This is a genomic window from Candidatus Scalindua japonica (genome assembly GCF_002443295.1).
Taxonomy (GTDB): Bacteria; Planctomycetota; Brocadiia; order Brocadiales; family Scalinduaceae; genus Scalindua; species Scalindua japonica.
On the sequence record NZ_BAOS01000017.1, the window covers coordinates 152,443 to 178,792 of the forward strand.

A 26,350-nucleotide genomic window follows, 5' to 3' on the forward strand; every position below is an offset into this window, starting at 1 on the left:
AACTAAGATCTGGTATAACAGTAACAAGGCAGGTTAAATTAAGTTCTTATACTATCGGGTGTTGTTTTAATAATATTCAGTCGTTTTAAATTTAGATTTAAACAGAGTTGAGATCAGCAAAATAGCTGCCAATTCCAAGCAATAGAAATGTTTAATTTCTAGACATTCAGTTAAACCTTAATGGCATTATCATTAAAGATAAACAAAAATTATTAGAATGTCTTTTTTGTAATAACTTGACATATAAGTGTTTATGCCTGTTGTTGGGTATAGAAAAACTGCCATGTTTATTGTCAAATATTTTTATGTTCGATCTTTTAAGATGGGGTAAATATTTTGAATAACATCTCAATAATTAAATGATTTAGTTATTGAACCTATGCTTGTCGATTTTTTAAACAAATTGTCTATATAGTTAAAATGATTACGTGTCAATTCAATAGCATGAAGGGAGAAAAACAGGATCCTCTTTTGAATATTAAAAACGTTTTGTTGGGTGTTATAAATATTTATTGTTATAGGAATTATCAGTTTTTGTATAGCATTTGATGGTAAAATTATTAAAGGCCTTGTATAATAATGCCCATAAGTTTCTATTTCAAATTCACTGTAAGCCAAAATACTTGGAGAGCTTTCATGAAAAGGGTAAAATTACTTATCATAGTAGTCTTGACTGTCCTTTTTGGGATCATTGGAGCATGTAAAGCGGTAACTGAATCCGTAAGCATGCAGGCTTCAAGTGTTGAAAGTACCGTAAACAAAGTAAATAAAGATAAGGGATGTATGTCATGTCATGAGGGGATTGAGGTTATTAATGACAGAATGCAGCCTTATCTCCTGCTATTTGCCAAACAGAAATATGGAAAAGGCAGGGGCTATGAGTGTGCTATATGCCACGAGGGAGTTCCATCATCTGTTAAAAAAGAAGAGTCACATAAGGGCCTTATTCCGAATCCATCCAGTATGTGGGTGCTTCACGAGGGAAAGGGCTGCGCGAAGTGCCATGATGGTAAGGGTAGTATTACCACTTTAATGGGGAAACCTCTCGAAACGCCTGTTGGCGGAGAGATAATGTCAGGTCAAACCGCCACTCTTGATCCGTCAGGGACACTTGGCAGGAATTATACTACGCGATTATCTAAGTCGCTCCATTCACTTCAGACGGGTATAGTAAACAAAAACCTCTCATCAAATGGTGTAATTTCAAAAGGGACATTTCCTTATGGCAACTTTAATATGGTGGACGAGGACGGTCAGGTCCCCTCTGTGGGGACAGATAAGTTCAAGGAGTGGACGAAAAAGGCCATTAAGTTAGGATATCTGAGAAGGCTTGACAAAGTGGAGGAAATACCGGATTTTAAAAAGGGTGTATCTGTATTCGGTTCAGAGGAAAAGGCAGGTTTCGCAGATACCTATAGAAAACAGTGCGCGCGGTGCCATGTCTGGGGGGAGGGAAGAGACAAGAGGGGTGATCTCAGAGCATCAGGCTGTGCCGCATGCCATATGCTCTATGGAAATGACGGGAAAAACGAAGGAAACGATCCACAAATTAAGAACACCGGAGAACGCCCTCATCCTCTAAAACATCGTATTACTACTGCGATCCCCGCGGCTCAGTGTACACACTGTCACACACGTGGAAAGAGGATAGGGACTACTTTTGTCGGGATGTTTGAGTTTGACTATATCAAGGATGCACACGCCGCTCCTTTTGATGAAAAGGGAAAGCCGCAGAAGCCTCTCTTTACAAAAGAGTATATGCATGTGCGTAAAGATGTGCACTTTGAAAGAGGTATGCAGTGCGTGGACTGTCACACATCAATAGATGTTCATGGTGATGGCAATATCTATCCGGCGACGTTATACCAGGTGGAGATCAGTTGCTATGATTGTCACGGGACTCCGGAGAAATATCCATGGGAGCTGTCCGTAGGACATGGAACTCCAGTAACCCTGGAGGGTACCAGGGGAACATATAAAAAAAATAACGTAGAATACCTGATTACCTCAAGAGGGAACGTAAAGCAGAACTGGAGAAAAGAGGGTGATAAATCATATGTCTATAGCAGATTTAGCGGAAAAAAACATGAAATACCTCTATTGAAAAAAATAAATCTAACCGATACCTTCAAGACAAAACAGGGCAAGATCGCTATGTCAACTATCCACAAACATATTGAGAAGATGGAGTGCTACGCGTGCCATGCCACATGGGCCCCTCAATGTTTCGGGTGCCATATGGAATATGATAGAAGGGCGAAGGGTACTGACTGGATTACTACTTCAAAAAAGGTTGATCCCGTAACAGGCAGACAGACAGTAACGAAAAGCGCCGGGAACCTGTCACTGGAAAACCGCTCTTTTCTCAGGTGGGAAAGCCCGATATTGGGAATGAATTTGAGGGAAAAGGTATCACCGCTTGCGCCTGGCTGTCAGGTATTTTACACATTTATTGATGAAAAGGGAGAGATTAAGGCTCTCAATAAAACATACACTACTTCAACCGGTCATAATTCTCCAACACTCGCCCCTCTGCAGCCACATTCGATTTCACTGGTCTCCAGGACATGTGAGGACTGCCACACAAACCCCAAGGCTATCGGATACGGCACCGGAAATTCAAGGAGCGCCGGGAAGCTTCTGGGAGACAGCCCACTCTTCCAGGATTTGTCGAAAGGCGTATATGGTGATATTCCCGGTGCGAAGACCGGTAACTGGCAAGTCCCTAAGATTACAAGCTTCCCCTTTGCCCTTGATCAGTTAATTACGCGTAGCGGTAAACAGATACAGAACATGCCATTGCCCGAAGACAGACCGTTAAATGAGAAGGAAAGGAATATTGTTGACAGAGAGGGACTCTGTATGGGATGTCATCAATACCATGGAACACCGGAATGGGACAACATCATAAAGAAATATGGCAGGGCGAAAACCCCTGAACAGCATGAAAAGATCATTGAGGAAGCGTTCAAGAGCTTTATTGAGTTGGCAGAATAAACACTAAATATTTGTTATACGCAAGTTAAGTAGCTATCGCGACAAAAGACTATTTACAAATTTAAGATTAAAATTTTTCGGAAGTTCCTCCCTCAGAATGACATGCCGCGGTGTTATTCTGAATTAAACGAAGTGAAATGAAAATCTCACTCGATAAACTTTTATTCAGGAGGTTAAAATGGTTTTGTTAAAATCAATTAATGTACCGCTAGGGACTAAAGCAATTGATTTCTGTCTGAAGGGTATAGACGGAGAAACGCACTCACTTGCTGATTACGATGAGAAAGCAATTTTAGTAATTATTATTATGTGTAATCACTGCCCGTATGTTCAGGCCGTAGATGACAGGCTTGTGCAATTGCAGAAAAAATTTGCAGAAAAAAATGTCCAGTTTGTCGGAATCAATCCGAATGATGGTGTTAAGTACCCGGAAGATAATTTTGAAAACATGGTCAAAAGGGCGAAAGAAAAGGGATACAACTTCCCGTATTTAAGAGATGAGGACCAATCCGTAGCTAAAAAATATCAGGCTCAATGCACTCCCGACATATATGTTTACAATAAAGAGAGAGAACTATGCTATCACGGCCAGATAGACGACAATTGGCAGGAACCGGAAAAAGCAACATCTCACGATTTAAATGATGCAATTGAAGCACTACTGGAAGGCAATAAGCCATCGTCCAATCAATACCCGTCAATGGGATGTTCTATCAAATGGAAAGGGTGATTGACCAGTAGAGATATATCCAGTTTGTAGCGGGAAAATAACACCTGAATTGAGCATTTAAAAATAATATTTTCATTCCCGCCAGGATGAATCCTTTCGCCAACCCGACAATGAAATTCTGGCGGGGACGGGAAAACAAGAATCTGATAAATCGGGAATGTTATACTTCATAGCATTACAGGTATCAATGGGAACCGCTAATTTACTTTACTTCTAAACTATTAAGGAAGGAAATAGCATGAATAATATACCCGTACGGATAACAATAGAAGATGATCTTCATATTTGTCCTGAATGTGGGTACAAGGACGGCTTTCATACTTCATTTATACGGCAGACAAAAGAACAGTGTAAAATCATCCTGATATGTCCAAGCTGCCATGCCCGTTTTGATCCGGACTGGATGGTTTATGTATAAGATAAACAGATTCATTCTTTCTGAAAATCCAGCCTGGATAATATCTTTGTATCTATACCATATTCACGTTCCAGGATCTCCATATCCAGTTGGTAGATAAGCCAGTTTGTTATCTCGCCATCTTCCCCACGTATTTCATATGCTATCTCAAGCCCCTTTGCACCCATACGATGTTTTTTGTCAGCACGAAACAGGGTAAGGATTTTATAGGCCGCTTTCTCATCTCCCTTAAATTTGATACCGCTGTAGCTGGAGCCAATAATAGCCGCCGCCCTATCTCTTTTTTTTGAAGAGTATGCGCTTACCACTTTTTTATCGCGATTAAGGAGAGCAAGGCCGATAATTCCATAATGTTCCGGGTTCTCATTTTCAAAATAAATTTGCATCATGACATTAACAGCCGTAAAATTTCCTGTTGCAAGATATGCGGCTATGTCATTGGCTATATTCTGTGAGCTCTGGATAATACGGACCTCAAAGGTATCTTTCTTGTAATCAAGTATCCTGTTTCCTCTTGATAAATATGGGAAAGTAAAGAAAAGAGATATCATCGCTACACAGAAAAATAAGATGGAGGGGATTAACCATCTTCTCATCCGTTTATACTTTTTTTCAAGATCTTTGATATCGGTTACATCTCGACTGAGAAAAATAAAACCTTCCACATTGTGATGGCCGTCATAAAGGACGGTTGTACTGGTTGAAACAATGCGTTTGTTCCTATCCGGGTGTTTAACGGCCAGCTCTTTTTCCTGTAATGAGTTACCAGCCTGAATGTCCGCTACAAACTGTTCGTAAGCTTGCGGGTCTTGATACAAATCGGCCAATGGATAGCCTTTCATCTGCTGCCAGGTCCTTCCATGCAATTTCTCAGCAGCATGATTCCAAGAGAGGATATTTCTCTCTTTATCTGCCATAATAATCGCATCTGGAAGCTGATCATTAAACTCTCTAAGCCCGTGCATTATCTTAGTGGTCTCTTCCAGCCGTCTGGCAAGTCTCATAGTTATTTCATGAGCAATGGGTGGATATTTAAATAATACATTCTTAATCTGATCAGCAGGGACCTTGATGGCTTCTACCTCTTTAAACGCCTTGATTGTAGCTGTCCTTTTTGATCCGAACAGGTAGGACAGCTCGCCTGCAGTGGTACCGGTATCAGCTAGCTCCGCAATCTTTTTGTCACCTTTATAAACCTCAAGTCTGCCACTTTTCAGGATGTACATATCCTGAGAATAATCTCCTTCGAGAAATAGTGTTTCCCCTGATGCATATTTTTTAGCATATTGTTGCATGTCCGGCTGGTTAATGATATCCAGCATTTTTTCTTCCATTTTACTCTCCAGCTAAAGCGCTATGAATAGCGATTCCAATCTCTTTTGACAATTCAGCCATGGCAAGGCTCATGGCCTGGGCAAGAGCCAATGGGTTCTTCTCTTTACACCTCTCTTTTACTGAAAAACTTCGCTGAAATATAACTCTTTTGTCGGCATCCGGTTCCCTGGCGACCTGTAAGGTCACGCTTATACTTAGCAGGGCTTCCCAGCCATCATTCGAATCTAACTCAAGAAATTTATCCACTACGCCTTCTACAGTATGCGTGTGTGCGCTTCCACTGGTGGGTGGGATGACTGCCTTGAATAAGCCGCTCTCTTTAAGGTCCCTGGAGAGAAAGTAAGTCACAAACTCTGCCGGCTTTACCCTCCACTTATGATAAAAATATGGTGTACGCTTAAATTGTTGATTGCTATAAATGATTTTAACAGTGTTATAAACTGGCGCAGCACTGAAAAATTTAATCTTCAGAATTGTTGATTTCCGCTTAGGAGTATCGTCCTTATCAGAGGATATTGCATCATACTCAAGAGTATAATATTCAAACTTTGTATTTGGTTGCTTCAGTGATACACAACCACAAAAGGCAAATGAAAATAGTGTCAAAATAATAATAAAACGCACCTTATTCCTCCGATAATATCTACTTAATATTCTTTTCAAACTCTTTTTCTATTGGCGGTTCACTGAAAAGTAGTTGCGATGGCTGAATAGAAACCTGTTCCAGTGTCTGGTCCAGGCTACTACTTGCTTTCTCCAGATATTGTCCGACTACAAGGATGTAACGGCTGAGGTTTGCAACCTCAGCCTCTGTTCTGGCTATCAGTCCTGAAGCATTTGCCATAAGACTGTTCGTATTACGAAAGACTTCGTTTAGAGATCCTATACTCTTTTCAATGCCGGTGACGACCTTATCCCATCTTTCCGGATCAAAATTTTTATTTATGTCAGTTAATGAGGTTCTTATATCACCTGAAATACCTTTAGCATCAAAATCCTGTAAAGCCTGGTCCAGATGATGTAATGTAACTTTTAAACTATCAGATATGTCGACGATATCTAAAGCATTAAGTTTCTTTATGATATCATCTGCGCTGCGAAACAACTCGCTGATATTTGATGGCCTTGATGCCAGTACACGGTACTCTGTGGGAAATTTCAGATCCGGGGAACTTGCTTCTACAGAATCACTCATAAGGTCAAGTTCAATAAATTTGCTTCCAGTAATGCCCACGGCCTTTTGCTGGGCAACCATATTCTCCTCAAGAGTGATATCAGCTTCTATCTTCAGAACAACCTCTATTAATTTTGAATCGGGAGCAAGTGATATGCGTTCAATATGGCCAATAGCCACACCTCTGTATTTTACCGGAGAATCTATCTTAAGACCCTGGACAGATTCATTAAAATAGACGGCATAAAATTGCCCCTTTTCGAGAAAACGATTCATCCCCAGAAAAATAATGGTTATCACGGCAAGAGAGATACCTGCGGCAATGAATAGTCCGACAAAAAATTTAGCTTTCTGATTAATCATAGTTTAAAACTGACGGGTTTTTAAATTAAACAAATTTTTCCAGGTGCTTAGCTGCATCACTATAAAACTGAATTATATAAAATCACCTTAAACAATGAGAGGGTTAAATTAACAATATATCATTATTCTTATTCAATTTCACGATTGAAAAACTGTCTGACAAATAGATTCTGGCTGTTATCACGTAAATAGTGAGGCGATCCTTCTGCAATTATCTTTTTGACCCTTTTATCAAGCATGATAACCCGATGTGCAACCGAAAATATACTGGGCAGTTCATGAGTAACAATTATCATGGTTGTATTGTAACTACGGTTAAGACGAATAATCAACTGGTCAAGCTCTGCTGACGTTACAGGATCGAGCCCGGCAGATGGCTCATCAAAAAACAGGATCTTCGGATTAAGCGCCATTGCACGTGCGAGGCCGGCTCGTTTTCTCATCCCGCCACTGATCTCTGACGGCAGATGATTCTCATACCCGGTCAGACTTACCTGAGCAAGTTTCATTTTTACTATATTATCAATAGAAGAAGCAGGCAAATCCGTATGTTCCTGCATTGGCAGCGCAACATTTTCAGCTACTGTCATTGATCCAAAGAGCGCACCACTCTGAAAAAGTATACCACACTCATGTAAAACCTGATGAAGATTGCCTCCCGTACCAGCCGTAATATCAATTCCATTAATTAAAATGTTTCCGGCCATAGGCTGATTAAGTCCAATGAGATGTTTGAGTAGCGTGGACTTGCCACAGCCACTCCCACCAAGGATTACAAATATCTCACCTTCGTATACTTCAAAATTAATATGGTTTAGTATTACATCCTGCCCATAACCTGCCACCATTTCCACAACTTTAATAGCAACTTTTTTTTCTTCTGCCTTCATATTGATCATTGTTTTATTGTGATTTACAAATTTCTTCTTTTTTCCTAACTTTAACCACTTTTGTTCACTTCACACTTTCTGTCTCCGTAAGAATACACGTCGTGCTGGCGAACGGCACCGCAGTCGGGTAGGCACTTATTTAAACTCTGTCCATCAACCATTCCAATACCTGAGTATAACCACAAGAAGCGAGTCACTCAGGACAATCAGAAAAATGCTGCTTACCACTGCAGACGTAGTTGCTTTTCCTACTCCTGAGGCGCCGCCCTTTACCTGAAAGCCCTTAAGACATCCCGTCCAGGAGATGAGAAGAGCAAAAATTCCACTCTTGAACACCCCCCAGAATACATCAAAAAGCGTAAGGGTGTTGATAGTCTGGTTTGTATAACCACTGACGGTCAGGTCAAGCATTGTAACTCCTACAAGCAAACCTCCGGCAATAGCAAACAGATCTGAAAAAAGGGTTAATATTGGCACCACCAGGCAGGCGGCAAACATGCGTGGCAGTACAAGAAAGAAATTCGGGTTAATATTCATGGTAGATAATGCATCTACCTCTTCCGATATTTTCATGGTACCTATTTCAGCGGCAAAGGAGGAACCGGAACGACCGGCCACAATTATGGCTGTCATAATTGGGCCCAATTCACGTGTCATCGAAATACCGACAAGCGAAGCGACGTAAATATTAGCGCCAAACTGCTGGAGTTGTACTGATGACATGAATGCCATGATCAGGCCCAGGAGAAAGCTTATCAAGCTGACAATGGGTAATGCGTCCAGTCCGACACGTTTCATATTTTCAATTGTATCGTTAAAGCGTAAGGAACCTGGGCTTCGCAAAAACCTTAGAAAAGAGAAACATGTATCACCAAGAAACGTGAGTATATATCTTATTTCATTACCAACATTAAATACGGAGTTGCCCAGATTGGCAAAAAGGTTATAGGATGTTTTATGTGCAGTAATAGATTGTTGGCCTAACACATCAAAATTATGCATAGTAAGAATTTCATTGACCCTTTCAGGAATGTTTACCAGAGAGTAATTGCCACGCATATTACCCATTATTTTCTTTAGTTCCACCAGTACAGATACTCCATAGTCATCAAGATCGTTTAGCTTTTCCAGGTCAATTACCAGGCTATCCGGTTTGCGGGTCCGCAACAGAGTGTTGAACTCCTTTATCAGTAGTGCTGCGTTACTAACATCCAGCCTCCCCTTAAAATGGATGGCCAACTTGTCAGAACTCTCCTTGCTGAAGGTATAGAAACTGGTAAGATTTTTGCTCAAAATAGTCATCTTGTTTCAATGATACTGTTTGGTTGTATGGATATATTTTCTTACGGTACGTCGATCAAGTTTTGTCTTTCTTGCAACTTCCTCATAGGTCCCACAGCGTTGATATATGTCAAACAACAAAGCTATACGCATGATTTCTCTCTTTTCACCGGTGTATGATCCCAGGTCGCCTCTTCCTTCCATTTCAATCTGTTTTATTCGGTCCGCTACAGAGTTGATCATTTTTCGTAATAACTGTTCCCCGGAAAGGTTCTTGATTCCGGCAATTTTTCTGTTAAGCTCTTGTCGTCTCAAGCTAAAAGGGTTAATAAAAGCAGTTTCCTTTAAAGTTGAGAAAAAATCCTTTTCTTCCGTATTAAGTACTTTCATAGAAATTCCAATATTATAACACTTCGACTCGGCCATGCGTGACGACACACTGGACCAAGCTGAAGAATAGTCTTTAGTTGCCCAACGCCTTAATTGATTTATATTTAATATTCAATTAATGTACATGGCATATACACAAAATGTCAACAACATAGTTAATAACTTTTTGTACATTTTACCTGAAAACACATAAAATTTTATAAACCATAGCTTTATCAAAACAGCACACCTTTGGCACATCATATGCCTATAAAAGTAAGAAAGAAAAGAGTATCCTTAAATATTATTTCAGCTAACTTATTTTAATGAAACAGATTAAAGTAATAATAATTACCATGATCATGGTTTTTTCAATACAAAATACAATCCCAATTCACCCCTGTGCTGAAACAAATAGAGAATGCGTTATTATTCTCCATGGTCTGGGAAGAACGAAAAATTCAATGAAGCGACTAGAGAGATCTTTGGTTAAAGCCAACTACATTGTCTGGAACAACTCATACCCGTCAAGGTCGGAAAGAATTGAAAAGCTGGCGGTAGAACATATTCAAAAGGGTCTGTCATTTTGTAATAAAGCAGAAGCGAAAACAATTCATTTTGTCACACACTCTCTGGGTGGCATAATGGTCAGGTATTACCTCCAGGACCATAAAATTGAAAATCTTGGAAAAATTGTAATGCTAAGCCCTCCCAACAAAGGAAGTGAAGTGGCCGATTTTCTTAAAGACAGATATCTGTACAAATTAATTATGGGACCAGCGGGACAACAGCTGGGAACAGGACCTGACAGTTTGCCAGGATCAATGAGGACTACTGATGCACGTATCGGGATTATTACCGGAAACAAGACCCTGGACCCATGGTTTTCACCCTTGATACCGGGACCGGATGATGGCAAAGTATCTGTCGAAAATGCAAAATTGCAGGAAATGTCTGACTTCTTAGTCGTTGAAAGTAGCCACGCCTTTATCATGAAAAATACCCTGGTAATTAATCAGGTTAAATATTTCTTGAAACACGGTTTTTTTGAAAGGTAAGAAAATGGAGAAAACATCATCATTTAAATCGAATGGCTTCAGGGCACTGTTGACAACTCAATTTCTGGGCGCTTTTAATGATAACGCGTTTAAACTGGTTATCTCACTGATAGCGGTAAACAGCTTTGCTGATAAAGCTGGTGGAGGAAGTCAATATATCGCCCTGGCTGGCGTGATGGTGGTACTGCCATTTATCCTTTTTTCATCTTATGCCGGGTTCCTGGCAGACAGGTTTAGTAAAAAATGTTATCATGTTCTGAGTGAAGGTTGCTGAGGTTGTCGTAATGGGCATCGGAACATTGGCTTTCTGTTTTGGAAATATATATGCCATGATGATAGTGCCGTTTCTGATGGGGACGGAAAGGGACGAATATTAGATACAAACAATTTCATCGCGTTTTGCAGCATACTTCTGTCGTCAGCAATGCTTTGGCTTTTTGCCAATGTATTGAAATGCAGCCCCGCGCTGATATTTGTTATTTTCGAGTTACTCTCTTTTTTTGTAATTGCGTACATTTGCAAACTCCTCCCGGAGTTTCTTTTAAGGTTTGTCTCATATATCATCACACATACGTTTTACAGAATCAGGGTCATTAGTAGAGAAAATATTCCTGAGGATGGTGGAGCGCTGATTGTCTGCAACCATGTTTCTTATAATGATGGCAGCCTTGTGTTTGCGTGTACTCAGAGGTTTATACGCTTTATGATGCGGAGGAAAATGCCCGGTAAATCTGAACTTTACGGTATCCGCTGAATCTGTATCTGAATCAATTCAGAAATGTGGGATCAAACATATTTATTCATCAAAAGAATTTGTAGAAAAAGCAAATATTAAAGCCCGAGACGAAATGGTCTGGGTTGAAGATCTAAGGCAGGAAGTAAGGTTTTTTGACAGGCTGCTTTCTCTCGTCTCTTTTATGCTGCTTCCAGGAATCCTGTTCAGAAAGCTCTATTTTAACGATATCCGGATTGAAAGCCTTGCTACCGTAATGTTTTCCAGTGGAAGTACAGGAGAACCCAAGGGTGTAATGTTGTCCCATAAGAATATCAATTCCAATATCGAGGATTTATATCAGGTTTTTCATACACTGAGGAAAAATGATATTATTATGGGGGTTGTCCCCATGTTTCAGTTACTGCCGTCTCTACTTGTGATGTAATTGTTCCGTAACGTGTAAATCGATAATTTCATGTTTTGTTGTTTTGTCTGAAAATTATCATCTTGTATCCCTGTCAGATAGATGAAAAAGGAGGAATAGTTCTCTCTATGGGATGCGGTCACAATCTTTTGTGAAATGTAATGTATACTGCAGGTTGGGTCAAGCAAAGCAGATTTAACACTGATTTTCCAAAAGCTTGACAGGTCTGCCTTGCTTGATCAATCCTACAAATTCGTAATTAGCTGTGATCTTAAAATGCCTTCTCACCAAAAGCATCTTCAAACCGTTTGTTAAAAGAGTCAGGAGTGTAATTATAGTTTTGCGGACCATAAACCTCTACACAATAAGCGGCACTGACTGAGCCTATTCTTGCCGCATGAACAATATCACTGTCTGACAAAAAGAACCCTTTTATTAAACCGGCCCTGTAAGCATCTCCGGCCCCTGTGGGATCTTTAACAGAATTAACATCGGCAGCAGGAATATCAATATTCTTAGTTTGACCATGCTCTTTCATTATTACGGTCGAACCGTGTTCGCTTTTTGTCTGTACCAGTATCTCCGTCTTCTCCAGAATATCTTCTATCGTCATGGAAGTTTTCTCCTGGGTCAACTGCAGCTCATAATCATTACAGATAAAAATCTTGGACCCGTCCATCATCTCTATAAGTTTTTCTTTAGTCCATGCCGGTAGAGATTGCCCCGGGTCAAAAATATAATCTACTTTTTTCTGTTTATATATATTGGAAAAATTAAACATGTCATCCAGATTTCCCGGTGAAACAATGGCAACAGTGTTACTGTGGTCCGCTGATTGAAAATCATAACTGGCACAGAATTTCATTGCACCTGGATTAAATGCCGTTATCTGATTGTCTGACAGATCTGTAGTAATATAAGCACCTGCTGTAAGCTCTTCTTCGACAACCTTGATATTATCCGTAGAAATACTGTTCTTATTAAACCACTCTCTATAAGACTCGAAATCACGACCGGCAGTTGCTACTATTGTCGGGCTTTCACCTTGCAGAGAAAGCGCGTACGCGATATTCCCGGCAGTGCCTCCAAAGTTCTCCTTTAATTCATTTATCATAAAACAGACATTAAGGACATGCACCTTATCCGGAAGTATGTGATCGGAAAACTTGCCGGGAAAGTCCATAATCCTGTCATAAGCCAGTGATCCGGAAACAATAGTATTCATCTCTTCTCCTAATAATAAAAAAATTTATCCAGACATAATAACGAATTGTCTTTTAAAAATCTAGAAATATTAATTATGTAGCGCCCGTTGCCTAAACGGGCATTTCCTCATCAATGAAACAACCGCTGTCTGTAGGGTCCGTTTCCCTAAACGGACTTTCCCGGAATGACCATTTGTTTTACGAACGTTATAAAAGCGCGTTTGCCCGCCCGGATGAAACCGTTCGGACGGGGGAAACGGGCGCTACGTTACAGGAATAAAATAGTGGGACCTACTCTGCTTCTATTGACAACTCAACACCGACAACCCTTTCTAACCCCGCTACATTAATACCAAAATCAGCTAAAGCCCGGTAGAATGCGTGATTAAAATCAAGCAGGACTCTCTGGCTGTCAATAAGGTCCAGAAAGCCTACCTGGCCAGCCTGGTATCCACTCTCCGCCGCTTTCATAGACTGTATTGCCTGCGGTATAATACTGTCCCGGTATAGCTTTACGAGCCTCTCCGCGGTCTGTACTTTAAAGTGAAGATCTTTCACCTCGAAAAGTGTCATATTCTCCCTGTTTTTGTAAGCCATTTTACTGGACTTCAACCTCGCATTCGCCTCTCTTACACCCGCGTCATGTTTCCTTTTCTGAAATATGGGTACGTTCATGCTCAAGGTCCCTGTATACGAGTCCCTGCTCTCTCCAATCGGTGATAAAAATACACTCGATGGCATATCATTGATAAATGTATAATTAAGACCAAATGTAAAGTCAGGGTAGTACTGTTTTTTTGCGAGTTTGTAAGCCGCCTTGTCTCTCTCAATTTTATATTTAAGAATACTGAGATCAGGACTGACCTCTTTAGCTTTTTCGTACAGATCTTTGAGAGAAACGGTGAGTTGCTCAATATCCACTTCCTCGGGAGTACCAAGTGGTGAGTCGGGGTGGCGGTTTAATAAAGTATTTATTCTTGCTACAGCAGTCTCTTTAAGCTGCTCCAGGGATATCAGTTCGTTTATCATTCCGGAAAGCTCTACCTGCGCTTTTAAGACGTCCTGTTGTGTCGATTTACCGGTGGCATATTTTACCTCCGCAATCTTGACAAACCTCTTTAAAAGGTCTCTGCTCTCCTCGTTTATGCTGATCGATTTATATGCCCAGTATAATTCATAAAACGCGGATTTAGCTTTTGCTACAATCTCTCTTTCAAGTGTTCTATATCTTCCTCCGGATACTTTCGCTTCACTCCTCGCCACCTCTCCCTTCAATCTGAGTTTTCCGAAGAAAGGTATCTTCTGTGATGCCGTTACCCCCGCCTGCTTTTCACCCACACGGGTCTGTACCTGTTCGCCAAAATAGGTAAATCCTATTACAGGATCGTCCAGCGCCTTCTCCTGTACTATCTTCTCTGTTGACGCGCTCCATCTCAGCTTTGCCGCCTGAAGTTCAGGGTTTGCCCTTAACGCTTCATCTATTACCCATCTGATTTTTAAGACGTTGGTGTTCTCCTCCGCCGTTACAATGTTTGTGAACATTGCAATAAAGAGTAACAGGGCTGATAAAGACATAAAGAAAGAAAAGAATCTATTTTTAATAATTCCAGAATTCATTGATAACCTCTTTTATTTTGAATTAATCAGTGCTCTACGGGAAGACTTCTCTCGCCAACATGTCATTCTGAAGGAGGAACGACTGAAAAATCTCTTCATGGAAACCCTACAAACCTTACAAAACATCAATTGGACCGTCTATATATTCTCATTTTACAAAGTAAAATGCCAGATAGTTTTTTCCTCTCTTCCCCGGACAAAAGACGCCGAGACTCTTTCCCACGCTTTACTTGTTCACTTGTTTCCACGCAATATCAAATTCTTTTTTCCTGATTTTCCTGCATTCCTTAGCGGTAATAATATTTCTCTGCGGAAGGCTACCGCCTTCCATTAAAAAAATAGAGAGAAGCAGAGATACAGAGTAAAGAGGCTTCAGAGATCAGAGTTAAAATGGGGAAAACACAAGACGAAACCCAATAACGTCGTCCCCGTCATCTGGATTGTCCCCGCCACGGTAAGCGCAACGCACGAACCCGCTGATATTGTTGAAACAACCGCCACGAATAACTCGGTAACTATCTTTAGATTCATTCAGGTTTTCTCTTCCATCATCCGGAACATATGGATACTCCTTATAAATACTTCGTGTCCATTCCCACACATTCCCGCTCATCTCCTCGCAGCCATAAGGAGTTACTCCTGTGGAAAAGCAACCTGCCGCACTGGTAGAGCCGATGCCTGTGTCGGAGTAATTCGCGCAATTCGTGTCAGGTTCATTTCCCCATGGATAGATGCGTTCCGGATCAGTGTTGGCTTCAAGCGTAGGAACACCAATTTTATTCATATCGTTAACAGGTTTCATGAACTTTTTTATAGGTATCTCCAGACCACCACGTATTGCCTTCTCCCACTCAGCCTCGGTTGGTAGCTTTACTATGAGGTCGCCAGGGAGAATACCCTGATTTTTCCATACCTCATTCAACCATCGTGTAAATGCCAGAGACTCATACCACGTCACTCCGACAACCGGATGATCAGGCAGGGAAAACGGAATACTGAATTGATATGGCCCTTCTCTGAATGTATCATCCCACCTTCCCTTTACTTTTCCATCCTGCCATATTTTAACATCCTTTGCCTCTTTCCAATACTCTTCTTTTTTGTATCCACTATCATCTATAAATTTCTGAAATTGTGATTGTGTAACAGGATATTGAGAGATCCAGAAATCATGAGAAAGAGTATCATTCCGGTGCAAACCCTCTTTTTCACCCATCTGAAAATCTCCTTTCGGGACCAGGCAAAAAGGCATTTCATCTAGAGATATTACCTCTTTTCGCGCATCGCCTATACGTGCCAGGTTGACACCGGCAGTTGTTCTCTCACCGGGAGGAAACGCGTTTATAGAGATGATCTCCCGTAGATAAAGTCTTACTTTTTCCAACTTTTTGCGGTTTGGTTCACTCAATTTAGTAAGATTTGTACTTTCAGCTAGAGCTTCAGCGGCAATGTGCGCGCCCCAGATATCTTCAGTTTTTTTGCTTATATCTTCCGGTTCGCAATAGCACATCGCATCTACGAATGTCCAGATTATCGAACTTGTTCCGCGGGCAGCTTTGGCACAGGCAAGCAGAGCTACCTCACGCCAGCGATTTGGTTCTTTCCTGACCAGTTCGGCTATTTGATCCGGGAAGTCGGTATCTGTAAGATAGCAGGCTGAGAGATACTCCTGGAAAGTGCGATGTGGAAATGTATAGACCTTAATACCACGAGGTAAGAGAATCCCTGCACGGTCAACGAGAAATTCTATCAGCCTCGCGGGTTTGACTTCAGGGTTATTACTCAAATCTATTAAACCGCTTACCAGATCTTTTTCTGAAATATCAGCAGTCCCCATCACTTCAGGTTGGCATTTATGCACTGTAAAAGCAAGCTCGTTGAGTAAATTGCGTACCTTGTCCTTGTCTATTTTCAAGAATTCTGCAATGCTGGGTTGTAATACCTTGATCGTGCCATCCGATTTGCGAACTGTCTTGGGGGCCACCCACCACTCAAGTAGCAGGTCTACGGTATCGGCATATAGCACTTCGCGTTTTTCCGGGAGGCTGCCGCCGCGCCATGCGTTCAAACTGGCCATAAGGGTCAGGAGCAGAGGCCGCTCGGCAAGGGCATACAGGCGGTTGTTTCCGGAGATCGTGCGTTTGAGTTTTTCCGCCTTCCCCTGCGCATCTACTCTGTTTGTGCCTCTTATATTAGCAGTGTGGATATACCAGTGATCAATAAAGTTGTTAATCTGTGCTCGACTGAATGGGGCGAGCACAGTTTCCGAAAATTCAGACAAACGCCAGTCCTGCTTCTGATAGGCGTATGTACGGCTGGTAACGATTATACGGCACCGGTGGAACGTATCAGCAAAATCCTCAACGGACTGCCTTATCTGTGTTCGTCGTTTGTCTGCCTCCGGTACTTCGTCCAGACCGTCAAAGAAAACTAATCCGCCTTTTTCAATCAGCTCCTTTTTCAGATAGGCGGCATACTCTTTTAATGCGAGTTCCGATTCGACAAACTGCCATATATGATCAGAAGTGGCTTTTTCTCCGACCGGTGGCAGTCCACGGGCCGCGAAATCACGTAAAATTATCCGGACAGGCATCAATGCTCCATGATTCCATGGTTGGGGTTTTCTTTTCTCTTCATCCTCTTCCGGTAGCGGAGATCTCAGCATCTCAAGATTAATCTTTTCATCACCGAGAAATTCACCGCTAAAACAGAGGGCCGCGAAATTCACAAATGTACTTTTCCCACTGCCGGGATCTCCAAGAATAACCAGTCTATTGTGTAGATCAAGTTGCTCCATCACTGATTGTCGGCGGCCCTCTCTTTCTGGAGATTTCTCCTTAAGCAGATTTTCGTGTTCTTCAGGAGTTAAGGTAATGAGCGCAGTATACACTGCGTCAAGTTTGAGTTGGGCTTCCTTCTCATCGATTACCGCTTTGGGATCAACTCCGGCAAGGGAGAGTTGCCGGCACTGTTGGAAAAGGTGGTTAAGATACACGTTGCGGAGGGCTATCGGGTCAAGGCTGTCAGAGGGCTGTATGAATACTGCGTCAGCTTTAATAAAAACATTTTCAAAACTCTGTAGATTACCCATTCGGTCCAGTTCTTTCCGCAATGTCTCTTCAAACCATTTTCTGTCATCTTCACGAAGGGATTTTTCGGCATATGTTACAGCATCGAGCTTTTGAAGGAGTTCATCCAGCTCCTTGCGCAGGTCTTGATTGTTCTCGATTTCAGATTCAATCTTTTTTGCCGCGTCAGCTTCGTCTTTCCAGCCCTGGAGCCTGTTTGCGAGAAGGCTGGTACCCAGACCAGAAACGAGCTTGCCAAGTTCCATTATTGGGGCCAGATCACCACCATTTACTGCCTGTATTACCGGCAGGAGTGCGGAGGCGGAGACAAACGCGTAGATGGACTTTACCCCGGACTCTTTCATCCTTCCACTCCAGCCTTCGAAACGCTTTTTAAGATTTCCCTTCCATGATTGGATTGAGAATGGCATGTCTGGTACCTCCGTGTTTTTTTGTAAAATTTCGTTCCCACACAGCTTGCCCGACTGGCAATGTGGCGGGAGCGTGAGAACAAGTTAATCTTCTCTTTCGAGAGGAGTCCAAAACTGGACCCCTCTCAAAAGAGAGGAAAATGTGTTCACGTTATTTTTTTCACTCCCTGATTTAAACCTTCTCAATCTCAGTGAGTTAGTAACCACGGACACCGAACTGAACGCCATGGCTCCCGCCGCGATCATGGGATTAAGGAAACCGCATGCGGCGAGAGGGATTGCAAGGACGTTATAGCCGAAAGCCCAGAAAAGGTTCTGTTTGATTATCTTCATTGTCTGCCTGCTCAGCTTCAAAGCTTCCCACGCCTTTGTAATATCACCCTTAACGAGGGTGATATTTGCGGCCTCCATCGCTATTTCGGTAGCTGTTCCGATTGCGAAACTGACATCCGCAGTGGCGAGGGCAGGTGCGTCATTTATTCCGTCCCCTATCATTCCAACGACATTGCCCTCTTGTTGAAGCCTCTTTATCTCATCACATTTGTCCGAGGGTTTGAGATTTGCGTGAACAGTTTTTATGTTCATCTTTTTCCCAATCGCTTCCGCAACTATCTCATTATCACCGGTAAGCATAACAGTTTCAATGCCCATATCCTTGACTCTTTGAATAGCGTTTTCCGACGTTTCTCTGACTACATCTCCAATACCAATGACGGCTTTTATCTCATTTTCAATGGCTACAAAAGCAACACTCTTGCCCTCACTTTTGATATCTTCAGCCTTCTGTTTTAAGCCTGAAATATCTATACGGTTTTCTCTCATCAGTCTTTCACTGCCGATTAATACAGTAGACCAGTTATAATTAACCCATATACCCATACCGGTAACTGTCTTGAAATCTTTTACTTCGTCTATCTCTACATCCAGCGCCCTGACATAGTTTACTATTGCCTTCCCAATGGGATGTTCTGAATGTTGTTCACAGCTTCCTATTATGCGTAAAAAGTCTCTCGTCTTTTCATTAAATATTTCTGTTGCCTCTTCTTCACCACTCATTTTATGATACATGTCCGTGACCCTTGGTCTTCCTTCAGTTATTGTACCTGTTTTATCCAATACAAGTGTATTGATCTTGTGTGCAAGTTCGAGGCTCGTCGCGTCTTTGATCAGTATTCCAGCCCCGGCTGCCCTGCCGGTACCCACCATGACTGCTGTAGGTGTGGCGAGACCCAACGCGCATGGGCATGCGATCACCAGTACCGCGACTGCGGGAATAATTGCCTCGCTGAATGGATTGCCTGTCAGCAGCCATACACTAAGGGTCAACAATGCGATGGAAACAACGATCTGCACAAATACCCCTGATACTTTGTCCGCCAACCGTTGAACAGGGGCCCTCGATCCCTGGGCGTCCTCTACCAGTTTTGCTATATGGGCCAGTACCGTATCTGCCCCGATGTTCTCAGCCTTCATATAAATGAGACCGGTTGTATTTACCGTACCACCAAATACCTCGTCATCTTCCATTTTTTTTACCGGCATACTTTCTCCTGTCAACATCGATTCGTCAATGGAAGTGCTTCCTTCTGTTATTACCCCGTCGACCGGGACCTTCTCACCGGGCCTTATTATAAGCGATTCTCCTACCTCTACTTCAATTACCGGAACCTCTATTGTTGTACCATCCCGCACCACTCTTGCCGACTTCGGCTGCAGGTCCATCAGCTTCCTGATCGCCTCACCGGCCTTGCCTTTTGCCTTTGATTCGAAAAACCTGCCGAGCAGGACCAATGTAATTATTATTGAAGCAGATTCAAAATAGAGAGCGCTTCCTCGATTTAAAAGAGTTATTACACTGAAACCATAAGCAGCGCCTGATCCCAATGCAATCAGGGAGTCCATCCCTAACGACCAGTGCTTGATCTGTTTCAGCGCGTTTTTGAAAAAACCGATGCCCGGCCAGAAAATTACAGTAGTTGTTAAAACGAATTGGCAGATGTCTGAGAATCTGAAATGAAGCATAAACATGCTGATTATGAAGACCGGTACGCTTAGTATTGCTGAGATCAAAAACTTTTTCCACTCGGATTGAGCAATCTCTTCTTCGGATAGGGAGGGAGCTTCTCCCTTGACTACGTTATAACCCAGTCCCTCAATAATTTTATGGATCTCTTCAGCAGTAACACTGCCCGTAACCGTAGCCCTCTTTGTGGCAAAGTTAACTACAGATTCATTTACCCCTTCCGCGTTACCAATAGCGGCCTCTATCCTCTGCGCACACGAGGCGCAGGACATTCCTGATATTTCTATAGTAATGTTTTCTCGTTTTGACATGGGTAATCCGTAATATTGAACGGTTAATGCTCCGCATAAGCAACTACCACCTATGTGTAACACGTGCAGTTATGAATAAATATCGTCAGCCAACAATGCACAAAGCAAAATATGGTATTATGTTAAACACAAATATGGCAAGTTTAAAGTACATTATCCCCGCATAGTGAATAGCATCAAATTTATCAGCCGGTATGTTGAACCATTTACCATGTACCCGACACACCCAATCGTGAGCAAATATAATAAACAGAAACCAGTAAAGCAGTAATCCCATGTTTATTACGGAACACCACCCTAGAAAGGAACGAACAGTTTCAATCGTCATTTTTCCCCCTTTTTGATAAAGAAAAGAAATCTATATGAAGAATCCTGTTTTTTTACAAATAAAACTATCGTTTTGTAGATATAAATTGTAGTAAATGACAGTGCTGAATAAACGTGATTTGTAATAATAGCTACTTTCTGTCATTATAAAAGAGTGAAAGTGCTTTGCAAGACAAAAGACAAAATACTATTGTTTTTTCCATCTAATTACCGTGAGTGCCATGCTTACTGGAATCCACTGAAGCCATTAGACTACAATACGACCTGGCAAAAGATGAGATGATTAATAAATACCTGCACAAAACAATTTCACCAGAAAGTTTATACAAAGACTCTCATAAAGGATTAAAAATCTTCAGAGAAACAGGAGAAGGTTCTTTGATTGACAAGATACTTGTTTTGCCTTGTATCAGTAAGAATAAGACAGAGTTTTATGCGTATAACTCCTTTTCTGCAATTATAAATAGGGGCAAATGCATGCGACAGGCATGATAAAAGAATGCCCTGATCAGAACCAGGCAAAGAAGGAGTTCAATAAAACCCTTGAATATTTGAAAAATCACATTTAGAATAGTTATCTTCGGGTATGGAAACCCGACCTGGCAGGACTTTCAAGATGAAAAAAGAAGATGCAAAAAAAATAAAGCTTCTACACTACGCAAAAGGGCAGAAGAAAAACTCATCTCTCAAACAACACCAATTGAGAAAATGTCTGATGCAGACGTCCGCAGATTAGCACATGAACTGCAGGCTCACCAGATAGAACTGGAAATGCGGCATGAAGATCTCAAAAAATCACAAAAGACTCTTGAAGAATTAAGAAGCAGATATTCAGATATTTTTAACCATTAGTGAAAAAGGATTGATTATCAAAGTGAATTTAACATTTGCTTTAATGGTAAATATGGAACGAAGTTTATTAATCAAAAAACAGTTGTCAAGATTTATTGAAGGGAATGTCCAGGACATATTCTATCATCATCACCGGCAGGTTTTAAAAACAAAAAACCGGGAAGGCGGTGAATTAAAGATGTTGAAAAAGGACGATGCCCAATTTCACATGCAATGAGAAACAGAAATAGTATTAAATCCAAATGACCATCAATGCAGGATAATCGTAAGCGATATTACAAAACGGAAGCACGCGAACGAGACTGTTTGCTGAAAACATGACTATAGGCAATCAGGATATTTCAACCTTGAAATCAGGAGATTACGTCAAGATAACGCTTGAAGATCAAGGCGAAGGGATATCCAAAGAAGTAATGCAAAAGATATTTGATCCATTTTTTTCGACAAAGAAGAGGGGAAGCGGCCTTGGACTTGCATCCTGTTATTTTATAATCAGAAACCACGGCGGATATATCAGTGCAGAATCAGAGGTAGGTGCAGGAACGACCTTCCAAATATATCTTCCTGCCTTAAAGGAAAAAAGAGTGACAAAAGACAAAGAAGCAGAATACACGATAGTTGGTAACGGAAAAATATTACTTATGGACGATGATGATGCCCTCAGAGATGTAACAGGTAAGTTACTCATGAACATTGGATATGAAGTTAAGCTCGCCAGGGAAGGTAAAGAAGCGATTAATATGTACAAAGAAGCCAAAGGATCAGGGACCCCCTTTAATGCTGTCATTCTGGATTTGACAATACGTGGCGGCATGGGAGGCAAGGAAACAATAAAGAAGCTGATTGAATTTGATCCGCAAGTAAAAGCAATTGTATTAAGCGGGTATTCAGAAGACCAAATAACCTCTAAATTCAGAAAATACGGTTTCATGAGTATTGTGAAAAAACCATATGAAGTCTGGGAACTTAACAAAATATTATGCGATGTAATAACAGGAACAGATGATTGAGAAGCCTCGTGATACGTGATACAATTGAGTATTTGTAATTTTAATAAGGAAGTAATGTGTAACAACAGGATTATTTGTGGGGATTGTATGGCAGAGGAAAAATGTTGAATCAAAAAATAACTGAAAATGGGAAATAAACAGATGGACTCTCATTAACTGTATTGTCAAATGGGTAATGCCTATCTACGTCTCCCCACCAGAATACGTATTGTCAGACCTTACCCATTAGTTGCGAAACAAATTACGCATTCGTCTTATAATACGCTTAATAAAGAGCAAGAATCATGCCTGACTATCCTCATATAGTGGAGACATCTCTCTCAACCTTTTTATAATAGGAGGGACTGTTTCCAGTACATATTCAATATGTGCTTCTGTATTATCTATCCCCAGGCTGAAGAGTATCGAACCCTGGGCTACCGCGTCTTCTACCCCGATTGCGCTCAACACATGTGATGATTTCAGTGATCTGGAGGTACACGCCGAACCTGAAGAGACCGCTATTCCCTTCCTGTCTAAGAACAGAAGTATAGACTCTCCTTCAACATATTCTACACTGATATTTATATTGTTTGGTAATCGTTTTTCAGGGTGACCGTTAAGATAGATATAATCTACGGAATCCATCAAGCCGTTTAGTAGTCTATCACGCAATGGCTTTATTTTCGCATTACGCACATCCATCTCTCTCTTTGCCAATTCCGCAGCTTTCCCCATACCCACTATTCCGGGTATATTCTCCGTACCGGCACGACGCCCCCCTTCCTGCACACCTCCTTCTATAAAAGGCACGATTCTTGTTTTCTCCCTCAGGTATAGCGCGCCTGCCCCTGGTGGGCCATAAAACTGGCTGCCGGACAGGCTTATGGCATCAGCCATCATTGTGTTAACGTCTACCGGTATATTACCTGCTGACGCCACGGCATCAACATGAAAGGTTATACCTTTCTCCTTAACGATTTTTCCGATTTCTTCAATTGGCTGAATAGTACCTATTTCACTATTTGCATGCATTATTGAAACGAGAGCAGTCTCGGGCGTAATTGCCCTTGAAATCTCATCCGGATCTACCATACCATATTTATCGACAGGTACATGTGTAATTTCAAAATCCATTTTTTTCAATTTTTTCAGTGGATTAAGAATTGAGAAATGTTCTATACTGGAGGTAATTATGTGTTTCCCCTTCTTCTTGTTTGCCGTTGCAAGACCTCTAATAGCAAAATTATTTGCTTCACTTCCACTTGATGTAAATATTATCTCTTCAGCTTTTGCTCCTATGAGTGACGCCACTTCTCCCCTTGCGGTCATAACTGCTTTTCCCGCAATCTGCCCGAAATAATGCAGGTTTGAAGGGTTGCCATAACAGTTTTTTATAGAATCTACCATTGCATCAGCAACTAATGGATGAATTGGCGTACATGACGCATGATCAAGGTATATTTTATCCATTTTTTCTGCTCCTTTATATTTATATTTATAGTTATTACCGACAGTATCCTTCTATCTTTTCTAAATTCGCGTATTCCAGCGCCAGCTTTTTCATGCCGACATTATTGAAATCAACATGTACTGTGTCTGAAGAGGGAGCTATCTTTACAACTCTGCCACGGCCAAAAATTGCGTGCTTTACAATATCTCCTGAAACCAATTCAATACTATCTCGCGGTTCATCAATCTGGAATTCCGGCAACTCATCATACCCACCCTCTCCCGCATCATATTGATAGTCATCCTCCCCTGCCGATTCTCTGCCTCTCTTTGTATATTCGGTACGCAGTTTACCATTGTAGGAATTATAGTCTGTTTTATCTATCTCCTCAACAACATCAAAAGGTATCTCACTTAAAAATCTTGATGGTATACAGGCGGAACGCTGACCGTATTTTGCCCGATATCTGGTATGGGACAGAAACAGGTCCCTTTGCGCCCTTGTAATGCCCACATAGCACAAACGACGCTCTTCTTCAATATCATCATCCGAATCCTTTGATTGCGAATGGGGCAATAAACCTTCCTCCAGGCCTGTGATGAAAACAACGGGAAATTCCAGGCCTTTTGCAGCATGCAACGTCATCAGAGTAACGGTATCTATTGTATCGTCCCATTTGTCAATATCAGAAATTAATGCCACCTCCTCTAAAAAACCCTGTAGCGAACCTTCCGGGTTTGAAACATCATACTCACTGGCAGCGTTCACCAGTTCCTCAATATTCTCCAATCTCTCTTCGCTATCACCTTCATAAGATTGCACCATATAATCTACGTATCTAATTTTCTGAATAACCTGTTTTACAAACTCCATTACCGGATAAACCGGTGACTTACGTAATTCAGCAACAATATTCCGGAAGTTATTTACTGATTTGGAACTTTTCGCCTTGATTTCCGGAATTTCACGGACTCTGGAAATCGCCTCTGACATATTGGTATTATGCGATACCGCCCACTCTTTTAATCGCTTTATAGTCGTTGGACCAATACCTCTTGCGGGGACATTTACAACTCTTTCAAAAGAGAGATCATCATCCGGGTTGGCGCAGAGTTTGAGGTAAGAAAGGAGATCTTTAATCTCTTTTCTTTTGAAGAATTCAACACTACCAACAATTGAGTAAGGTATTCCAGCCCGTAGCATACAAGCTTCCAACACACGTGACTGTGCGTTTGTACGATAGAATACCGCTATATCAGAGTGTCTGTTTCCACCCTGAATAAATTCAGAAATTTTTTCAGCAATTTCCTTCGCTTCACCATTCTCATCCTCACAATGAATAATCCTGACCTTGCTCCCTTTGCTGTTTTCCGTCCAGAGTAATTTCGGCTTCCTTGAGAGATTATTATTAATTATTTCTGAAGCAACATGAAGAATGTTCTTCGTTGAGCGGTAGTTTTGTTCCAGTTTGACTGTCTTTGTATCAGGATAGTCCTTTTCAAAATTCAGTATGTTCCGTATGTTGGCACCGCGCCAGCCATAAATAGATTGATCAGGGTCTCCGGTAGCACATATATTTTCATACTTTTGTGCCAGAAGTTGAGTAATTGCGTATTGCGCGTGATTTGTGTCCTGATACTCATCAATAAGTATATACCTGAATTTCTCCTGATATTTCTCCAACACTTCTGGAAAATTATTAAATATATGTACAACCTTGAAAAGCAGATCGTCAAAATCCAACGCATTATTTGCCTCAAGATATTGCTGATATTTGGTGTATACCTTTGAAACAACGTCATTGTAATAACCTGATTTATACTCCGCAAATTTTTCAGATGACAGTAACTCATTCTTTGCGTTACTAATAGATGCCGCAACCGCACTCGGCCGCCAGTTAGTAGTATCCAGGTTCAGTTCATTCATGGCGTCCTTTATGCACTTAATCTGGTCTCCGGAATCGTAAATACTGAAATTTTTTGTAAAGTCCAGATGCTCAATCTCACTACGTAATATCCTGGAACACATGGAGTGAAATGTAGAGATCCACATTCCTCTGAGATCAAGAAATTCACCCAACCGCTCTTTCATCTCATTAGCGGCTTTATTAGTGAAAGTTATTGACAGAATATTTGCCGGAGGAGTTCCCTTTTCAACAAGGTATCCGACCCTGCGGGTAATTACCCTTGTTTTACCGCTACCAGCCCCGGCAATCACGAGCAATGGGCCTTCTATATGGGTTATTGCTTCTTTTTGGGCTTCAGTTACGTTGTCCAGGATGTTCATATTACTCATTTTTATTTAAACGGTAATGAAAAAC

At 41.4% G+C, this 26,350-nt stretch carries 23 protein-coding genes; 10 read left to right on the top strand and 13 right to left on the bottom strand.

Annotated elements, in window-relative coordinates; all coding sequences use genetic code 11:
* Window positions 1–636 precede the first annotated feature (636 nt).
* The 3 genes from SCALIN_RS10720 to SCALIN_RS10730 all read left to right on the top strand — a co-directional run bounded on the left by SCALIN_RS10720 (window position 637) and on the right by SCALIN_RS10730 (window position 4,145).
* Window positions 637–2,997, top strand: a complete 2,361-nt coding sequence (locus tag SCALIN_RS10720) for a multiheme c-type cytochrome (protein WP_096894495.1) — start codon at window positions 637–639, stop codon at window positions 2,995–2,997.
* A gap of 178 nt (window positions 2,998–3,175) precedes the next feature.
* Window positions 3,176–3,727: a thioredoxin family protein gene (locus SCALIN_RS10725; protein WP_096894496.1), complete on the top strand. Its 552-nt coding sequence runs from the start codon at window positions 3,176–3,178 to the stop codon at window positions 3,725–3,727.
* Between the two features lie 238 nt (window positions 3,728–3,965).
* Window positions 3,966–4,145 carry a hypothetical protein gene (locus SCALIN_RS10730; protein ID WP_096894497.1) on the top strand — a complete coding sequence of 60 codons (180 nt, stop codon included), beginning with the start codon at window positions 3,966–3,968 and terminating at the stop codon, window positions 4,143–4,145.
* Window positions 4,146–4,156: 11 nt separating this feature from the next.
* Here the strand turns inward: SCALIN_RS10730 and SCALIN_RS10735 are convergent, their stop codons facing one another.
* The 6 genes from SCALIN_RS10735 to SCALIN_RS10760 all read right to left on the bottom strand — a co-directional run bounded on the left by SCALIN_RS10735 (window position 4,157) and on the right by SCALIN_RS10760 (window position 9,578).
* A complete protein-coding gene (locus SCALIN_RS10735) occupies window positions 4,157–5,479 on the bottom strand; it encodes a cyclic nucleotide-binding domain-containing protein (RefSeq protein WP_096894498.1) in 1,323 nt (440 codons plus the stop codon).
* 1 nt (window position 5,480) lies between these two features.
* Window positions 5,481–6,104 (bottom strand): ABC-type transport auxiliary lipoprotein family protein, encoded by a 624-nt coding sequence (locus tag SCALIN_RS10740; RefSeq protein ID WP_162532262.1) that lies wholly within the window; start codon window positions 6,102–6,104, stop codon window positions 5,481–5,483.
* A gap of 19 nt (window positions 6,105–6,123) precedes the next feature.
* On the bottom strand, window positions 6,124–7,017 hold the full coding sequence (locus SCALIN_RS10745) for an MlaD family protein (RefSeq protein WP_096894500.1): 894 nt from the start codon (window positions 7,015–7,017) through the stop codon (window positions 6,124–6,126).
* A 128-nt stretch (window positions 7,018–7,145) separates the two neighbouring features.
* On the bottom strand, window positions 7,146–7,907 hold the full coding sequence (locus tag SCALIN_RS10750; protein WP_096894575.1) for an ABC transporter ATP-binding protein: 762 nt from the start codon (window positions 7,905–7,907) through the stop codon (window positions 7,146–7,148).
* Between the two features lie 153 nt (window positions 7,908–8,060).
* Window positions 8,061–9,200: an MlaE family lipid ABC transporter permease subunit gene (locus tag SCALIN_RS10755; protein WP_203415433.1), complete on the bottom strand. Its 1,140-nt coding sequence runs from the start codon at window positions 9,198–9,200 to the stop codon at window positions 8,061–8,063.
* 15 nt (window positions 9,201–9,215) lie between these two features.
* On the bottom strand, window positions 9,216–9,578 hold the full coding sequence (locus SCALIN_RS10760; RefSeq protein WP_133111835.1) for a hypothetical protein: 363 nt from the start codon (window positions 9,576–9,578) through the stop codon (window positions 9,216–9,218).
* Window positions 9,579–9,883: 305 nt separating this feature from the next.
* Between SCALIN_RS10760 and SCALIN_RS10765 the strand changes: the two genes are divergently transcribed.
* The 4 genes from SCALIN_RS10765 to SCALIN_RS10780 all read left to right on the top strand — a co-directional run bounded on the left by SCALIN_RS10765 (window position 9,884) and on the right by SCALIN_RS10780 (window position 11,775).
* Window positions 9,884–10,615, top strand: coding sequence for an esterase/lipase family protein (locus SCALIN_RS10765; RefSeq protein WP_203415434.1), 732 nt, complete (start codon window positions 9,884–9,886; stop codon window positions 10,613–10,615).
* A 4-nt stretch (window positions 10,616–10,619) separates the two neighbouring features.
* Window positions 10,620–10,889 (top strand): hypothetical protein, encoded by a 270-nt coding sequence (locus tag SCALIN_RS10770; protein WP_096894503.1) that lies wholly within the window; start codon window positions 10,620–10,622, stop codon window positions 10,887–10,889.
* 150 nt (window positions 10,890–11,039) lie between these two features.
* Window positions 11,040–11,369, top strand: a complete 330-nt coding sequence (locus tag SCALIN_RS10775) for a 1-acyl-sn-glycerol-3-phosphate acyltransferase (RefSeq protein WP_096894504.1) — start codon at window positions 11,040–11,042, stop codon at window positions 11,367–11,369.
* Between the two features lie 16 nt (window positions 11,370–11,385).
* Window positions 11,386–11,775, top strand: a complete 390-nt coding sequence (locus tag SCALIN_RS10780) for an AMP-binding protein (protein ID WP_230406601.1) — start codon at window positions 11,386–11,388, stop codon at window positions 11,773–11,775.
* Between the two features lie 250 nt (window positions 11,776–12,025).
* Here the strand turns inward: SCALIN_RS10780 and SCALIN_RS10785 are convergent, their stop codons facing one another.
* The 5 genes from SCALIN_RS10785 to SCALIN_RS10805 all read right to left on the bottom strand — a co-directional run bounded on the left by SCALIN_RS10785 (window position 12,026) and on the right by SCALIN_RS10805 (window position 20,737).
* Window positions 12,026–12,979, bottom strand: a complete 954-nt coding sequence (locus tag SCALIN_RS10785) for a carbohydrate kinase family protein (RefSeq protein WP_096894506.1) — start codon at window positions 12,977–12,979, stop codon at window positions 12,026–12,028.
* Between the two features lie 271 nt (window positions 12,980–13,250).
* Complete coding sequence (locus SCALIN_RS10790; RefSeq protein ID WP_096894507.1) at window positions 13,251–14,576, bottom strand: TolC family protein; 1,326 nt, start codon at window positions 14,574–14,576, stop codon at window positions 13,251–13,253.
* Between the two features lie 385 nt (window positions 14,577–14,961).
* The gene (locus SCALIN_RS10795; RefSeq protein ID WP_096894508.1) at window positions 14,962–18,075 is read right to left on the bottom strand and encodes an SUMF1/EgtB/PvdO family nonheme iron enzyme; all 3,114 of its coding nucleotides are present in this window, start codon (window positions 18,073–18,075) and stop codon (window positions 14,962–14,964) included.
* Window positions 18,076–18,159: 84 nt separating this feature from the next.
* Entirely contained in the window at window positions 18,160–20,409 is a 2,250-nt protein-coding gene (locus tag SCALIN_RS10800) for a heavy metal translocating P-type ATPase (RefSeq protein ID WP_096894509.1), read from the bottom strand.
* A gap of 85 nt (window positions 20,410–20,494) precedes the next feature.
* A complete protein-coding gene (locus tag SCALIN_RS10805) occupies window positions 20,495–20,737 on the bottom strand; it encodes a DUF6868 family protein (protein ID WP_096894510.1) in 243 nt (80 codons plus the stop codon).
* Between the two features lie 707 nt (window positions 20,738–21,444).
* Between SCALIN_RS10805 and SCALIN_RS22175 the strand changes: the two genes are divergently transcribed.
* From SCALIN_RS22175 to SCALIN_RS10815, 3 genes are all read left to right on the top strand, one after another.
* Complete coding sequence (locus tag SCALIN_RS22175; protein ID WP_162532263.1) at window positions 21,445–21,588, top strand: hypothetical protein; 144 nt, start codon at window positions 21,445–21,447, stop codon at window positions 21,586–21,588.
* A gap of 22 nt (window positions 21,589–21,610) precedes the next feature.
* Window positions 21,611–21,805, top strand: coding sequence for a hypothetical protein (locus SCALIN_RS21685; protein ID WP_133111837.1), 195 nt, complete (start codon window positions 21,611–21,613; stop codon window positions 21,803–21,805).
* Window positions 21,806–21,935: 130 nt separating this feature from the next.
* Complete coding sequence (locus SCALIN_RS10815; RefSeq protein WP_162532264.1) at window positions 21,936–22,598, top strand: ATP-binding protein; 663 nt, start codon at window positions 21,936–21,938, stop codon at window positions 22,596–22,598.
* Window positions 22,599–22,880: 282 nt separating this feature from the next.
* Here SCALIN_RS10815 and SCALIN_RS10820 read toward each other — a convergent pair whose 3' ends face one another.
* Together SCALIN_RS10820 and SCALIN_RS10825 are read right to left on the bottom strand one after the other, a co-directional pair.
* Window positions 22,881–24,050 carry a cysteine desulfurase family protein gene (locus tag SCALIN_RS10820; RefSeq protein ID WP_096894513.1) on the bottom strand — a complete coding sequence of 390 codons (1,170 nt, stop codon included), beginning with the start codon at window positions 24,048–24,050 and terminating at the stop codon, window positions 22,881–22,883.
* 34 nt (window positions 24,051–24,084) lie between these two features.
* Window positions 24,085–26,325, bottom strand: coding sequence for an ATP-dependent helicase (locus SCALIN_RS10825; RefSeq protein ID WP_096894514.1), 2,241 nt, complete (start codon window positions 26,323–26,325; stop codon window positions 24,085–24,087).
* Between the last annotated feature and the right edge of the window lie 25 nt (window positions 26,326–26,350).

Coding starts and splice junctions, on each gene's coding strand:
- SCALIN_RS10720 (WP_096894495.1), top strand. CDS start 637: ATGAAAAGGGTAAAATTACTTATCATAGTAGTCTTGACTGTCCTTTTT.
- SCALIN_RS10725 (WP_096894496.1), top strand. CDS start 3,176: ATGGTTTTGTTAAAATCAATTAATGTACCGCTAGGGACTAAAGCAATT.
- SCALIN_RS10730 (WP_096894497.1), top strand. CDS start 3,966: ATGAATAATATACCCGTACGGATAACAATAGAAGATGATCTTCATATT.
- SCALIN_RS10735 (WP_096894498.1), bottom strand. CDS start 5,479: ATGGAAGAAAAAATGCTGGATATCATTAACCAGCCGGACATGCAACAA.
- SCALIN_RS10745 (WP_096894500.1), bottom strand. CDS start 7,017: ATGATTAATCAGAAAGCTAAATTTTTTGTCGGACTATTCATTGCCGCA.
- SCALIN_RS10750 (WP_096894575.1), bottom strand. CDS start 7,907: ATGAAGGCAGAAGAAAAAAAAGTTGCTATTAAAGTTGTGGAAATGGTG.
- SCALIN_RS10760 (WP_133111835.1), bottom strand. CDS start 9,578: ATGAAAGTACTTAATACGGAAGAAAAGGATTTTTTCTCAACTTTAAAG.
- SCALIN_RS10765 (WP_203415434.1), top strand. CDS start 9,884: ATGAAACAGATTAAAGTAATAATAATTACCATGATCATGGTTTTTTCA.
- SCALIN_RS10770 (WP_096894503.1), top strand. CDS start 10,620: ATGGAGAAAACATCATCATTTAAATCGAATGGCTTCAGGGCACTGTTG.
- SCALIN_RS10775 (WP_096894504.1), top strand. CDS start 11,040: ATGCTTTGGCTTTTTGCCAATGTATTGAAATGCAGCCCCGCGCTGATA.
- SCALIN_RS10785 (WP_096894506.1), bottom strand. CDS start 12,979: ATGAATACTATTGTTTCCGGATCACTGGCTTATGACAGGATTATGGAC.
- SCALIN_RS10790 (WP_096894507.1), bottom strand. CDS start 14,576: ATGAATTCTGGAATTATTAAAAATAGATTCTTTTCTTTCTTTATGTCT.
- SCALIN_RS10795 (WP_096894508.1), bottom strand. CDS start 18,075: ATGCCATTCTCAATCCAATCATGGAAGGGAAATCTTAAAAAGCGTTTC.
- SCALIN_RS10800 (WP_096894509.1), bottom strand. CDS start 20,409: ATGTCAAAACGAGAAAACATTACTATAGAAATATCAGGAATGTCCTGC.
- SCALIN_RS10805 (WP_096894510.1), bottom strand. CDS start 20,737: ATGACGATTGAAACTGTTCGTTCCTTTCTAGGGTGGTGTTCCGTAATA.
- SCALIN_RS22175 (WP_162532263.1), top strand. CDS start 21,445: ATGTCTGATGCAGACGTCCGCAGATTAGCACATGAACTGCAGGCTCAC.
- SCALIN_RS10820 (WP_096894513.1), bottom strand. CDS start 24,050: ATGGATAAAATATACCTTGATCATGCGTCATGTACGCCAATTCATCCA.
- SCALIN_RS10825 (WP_096894514.1), bottom strand. CDS start 26,325: ATGAGTAATATGAACATCCTGGACAACGTAACTGAAGCCCAAAAAGAA.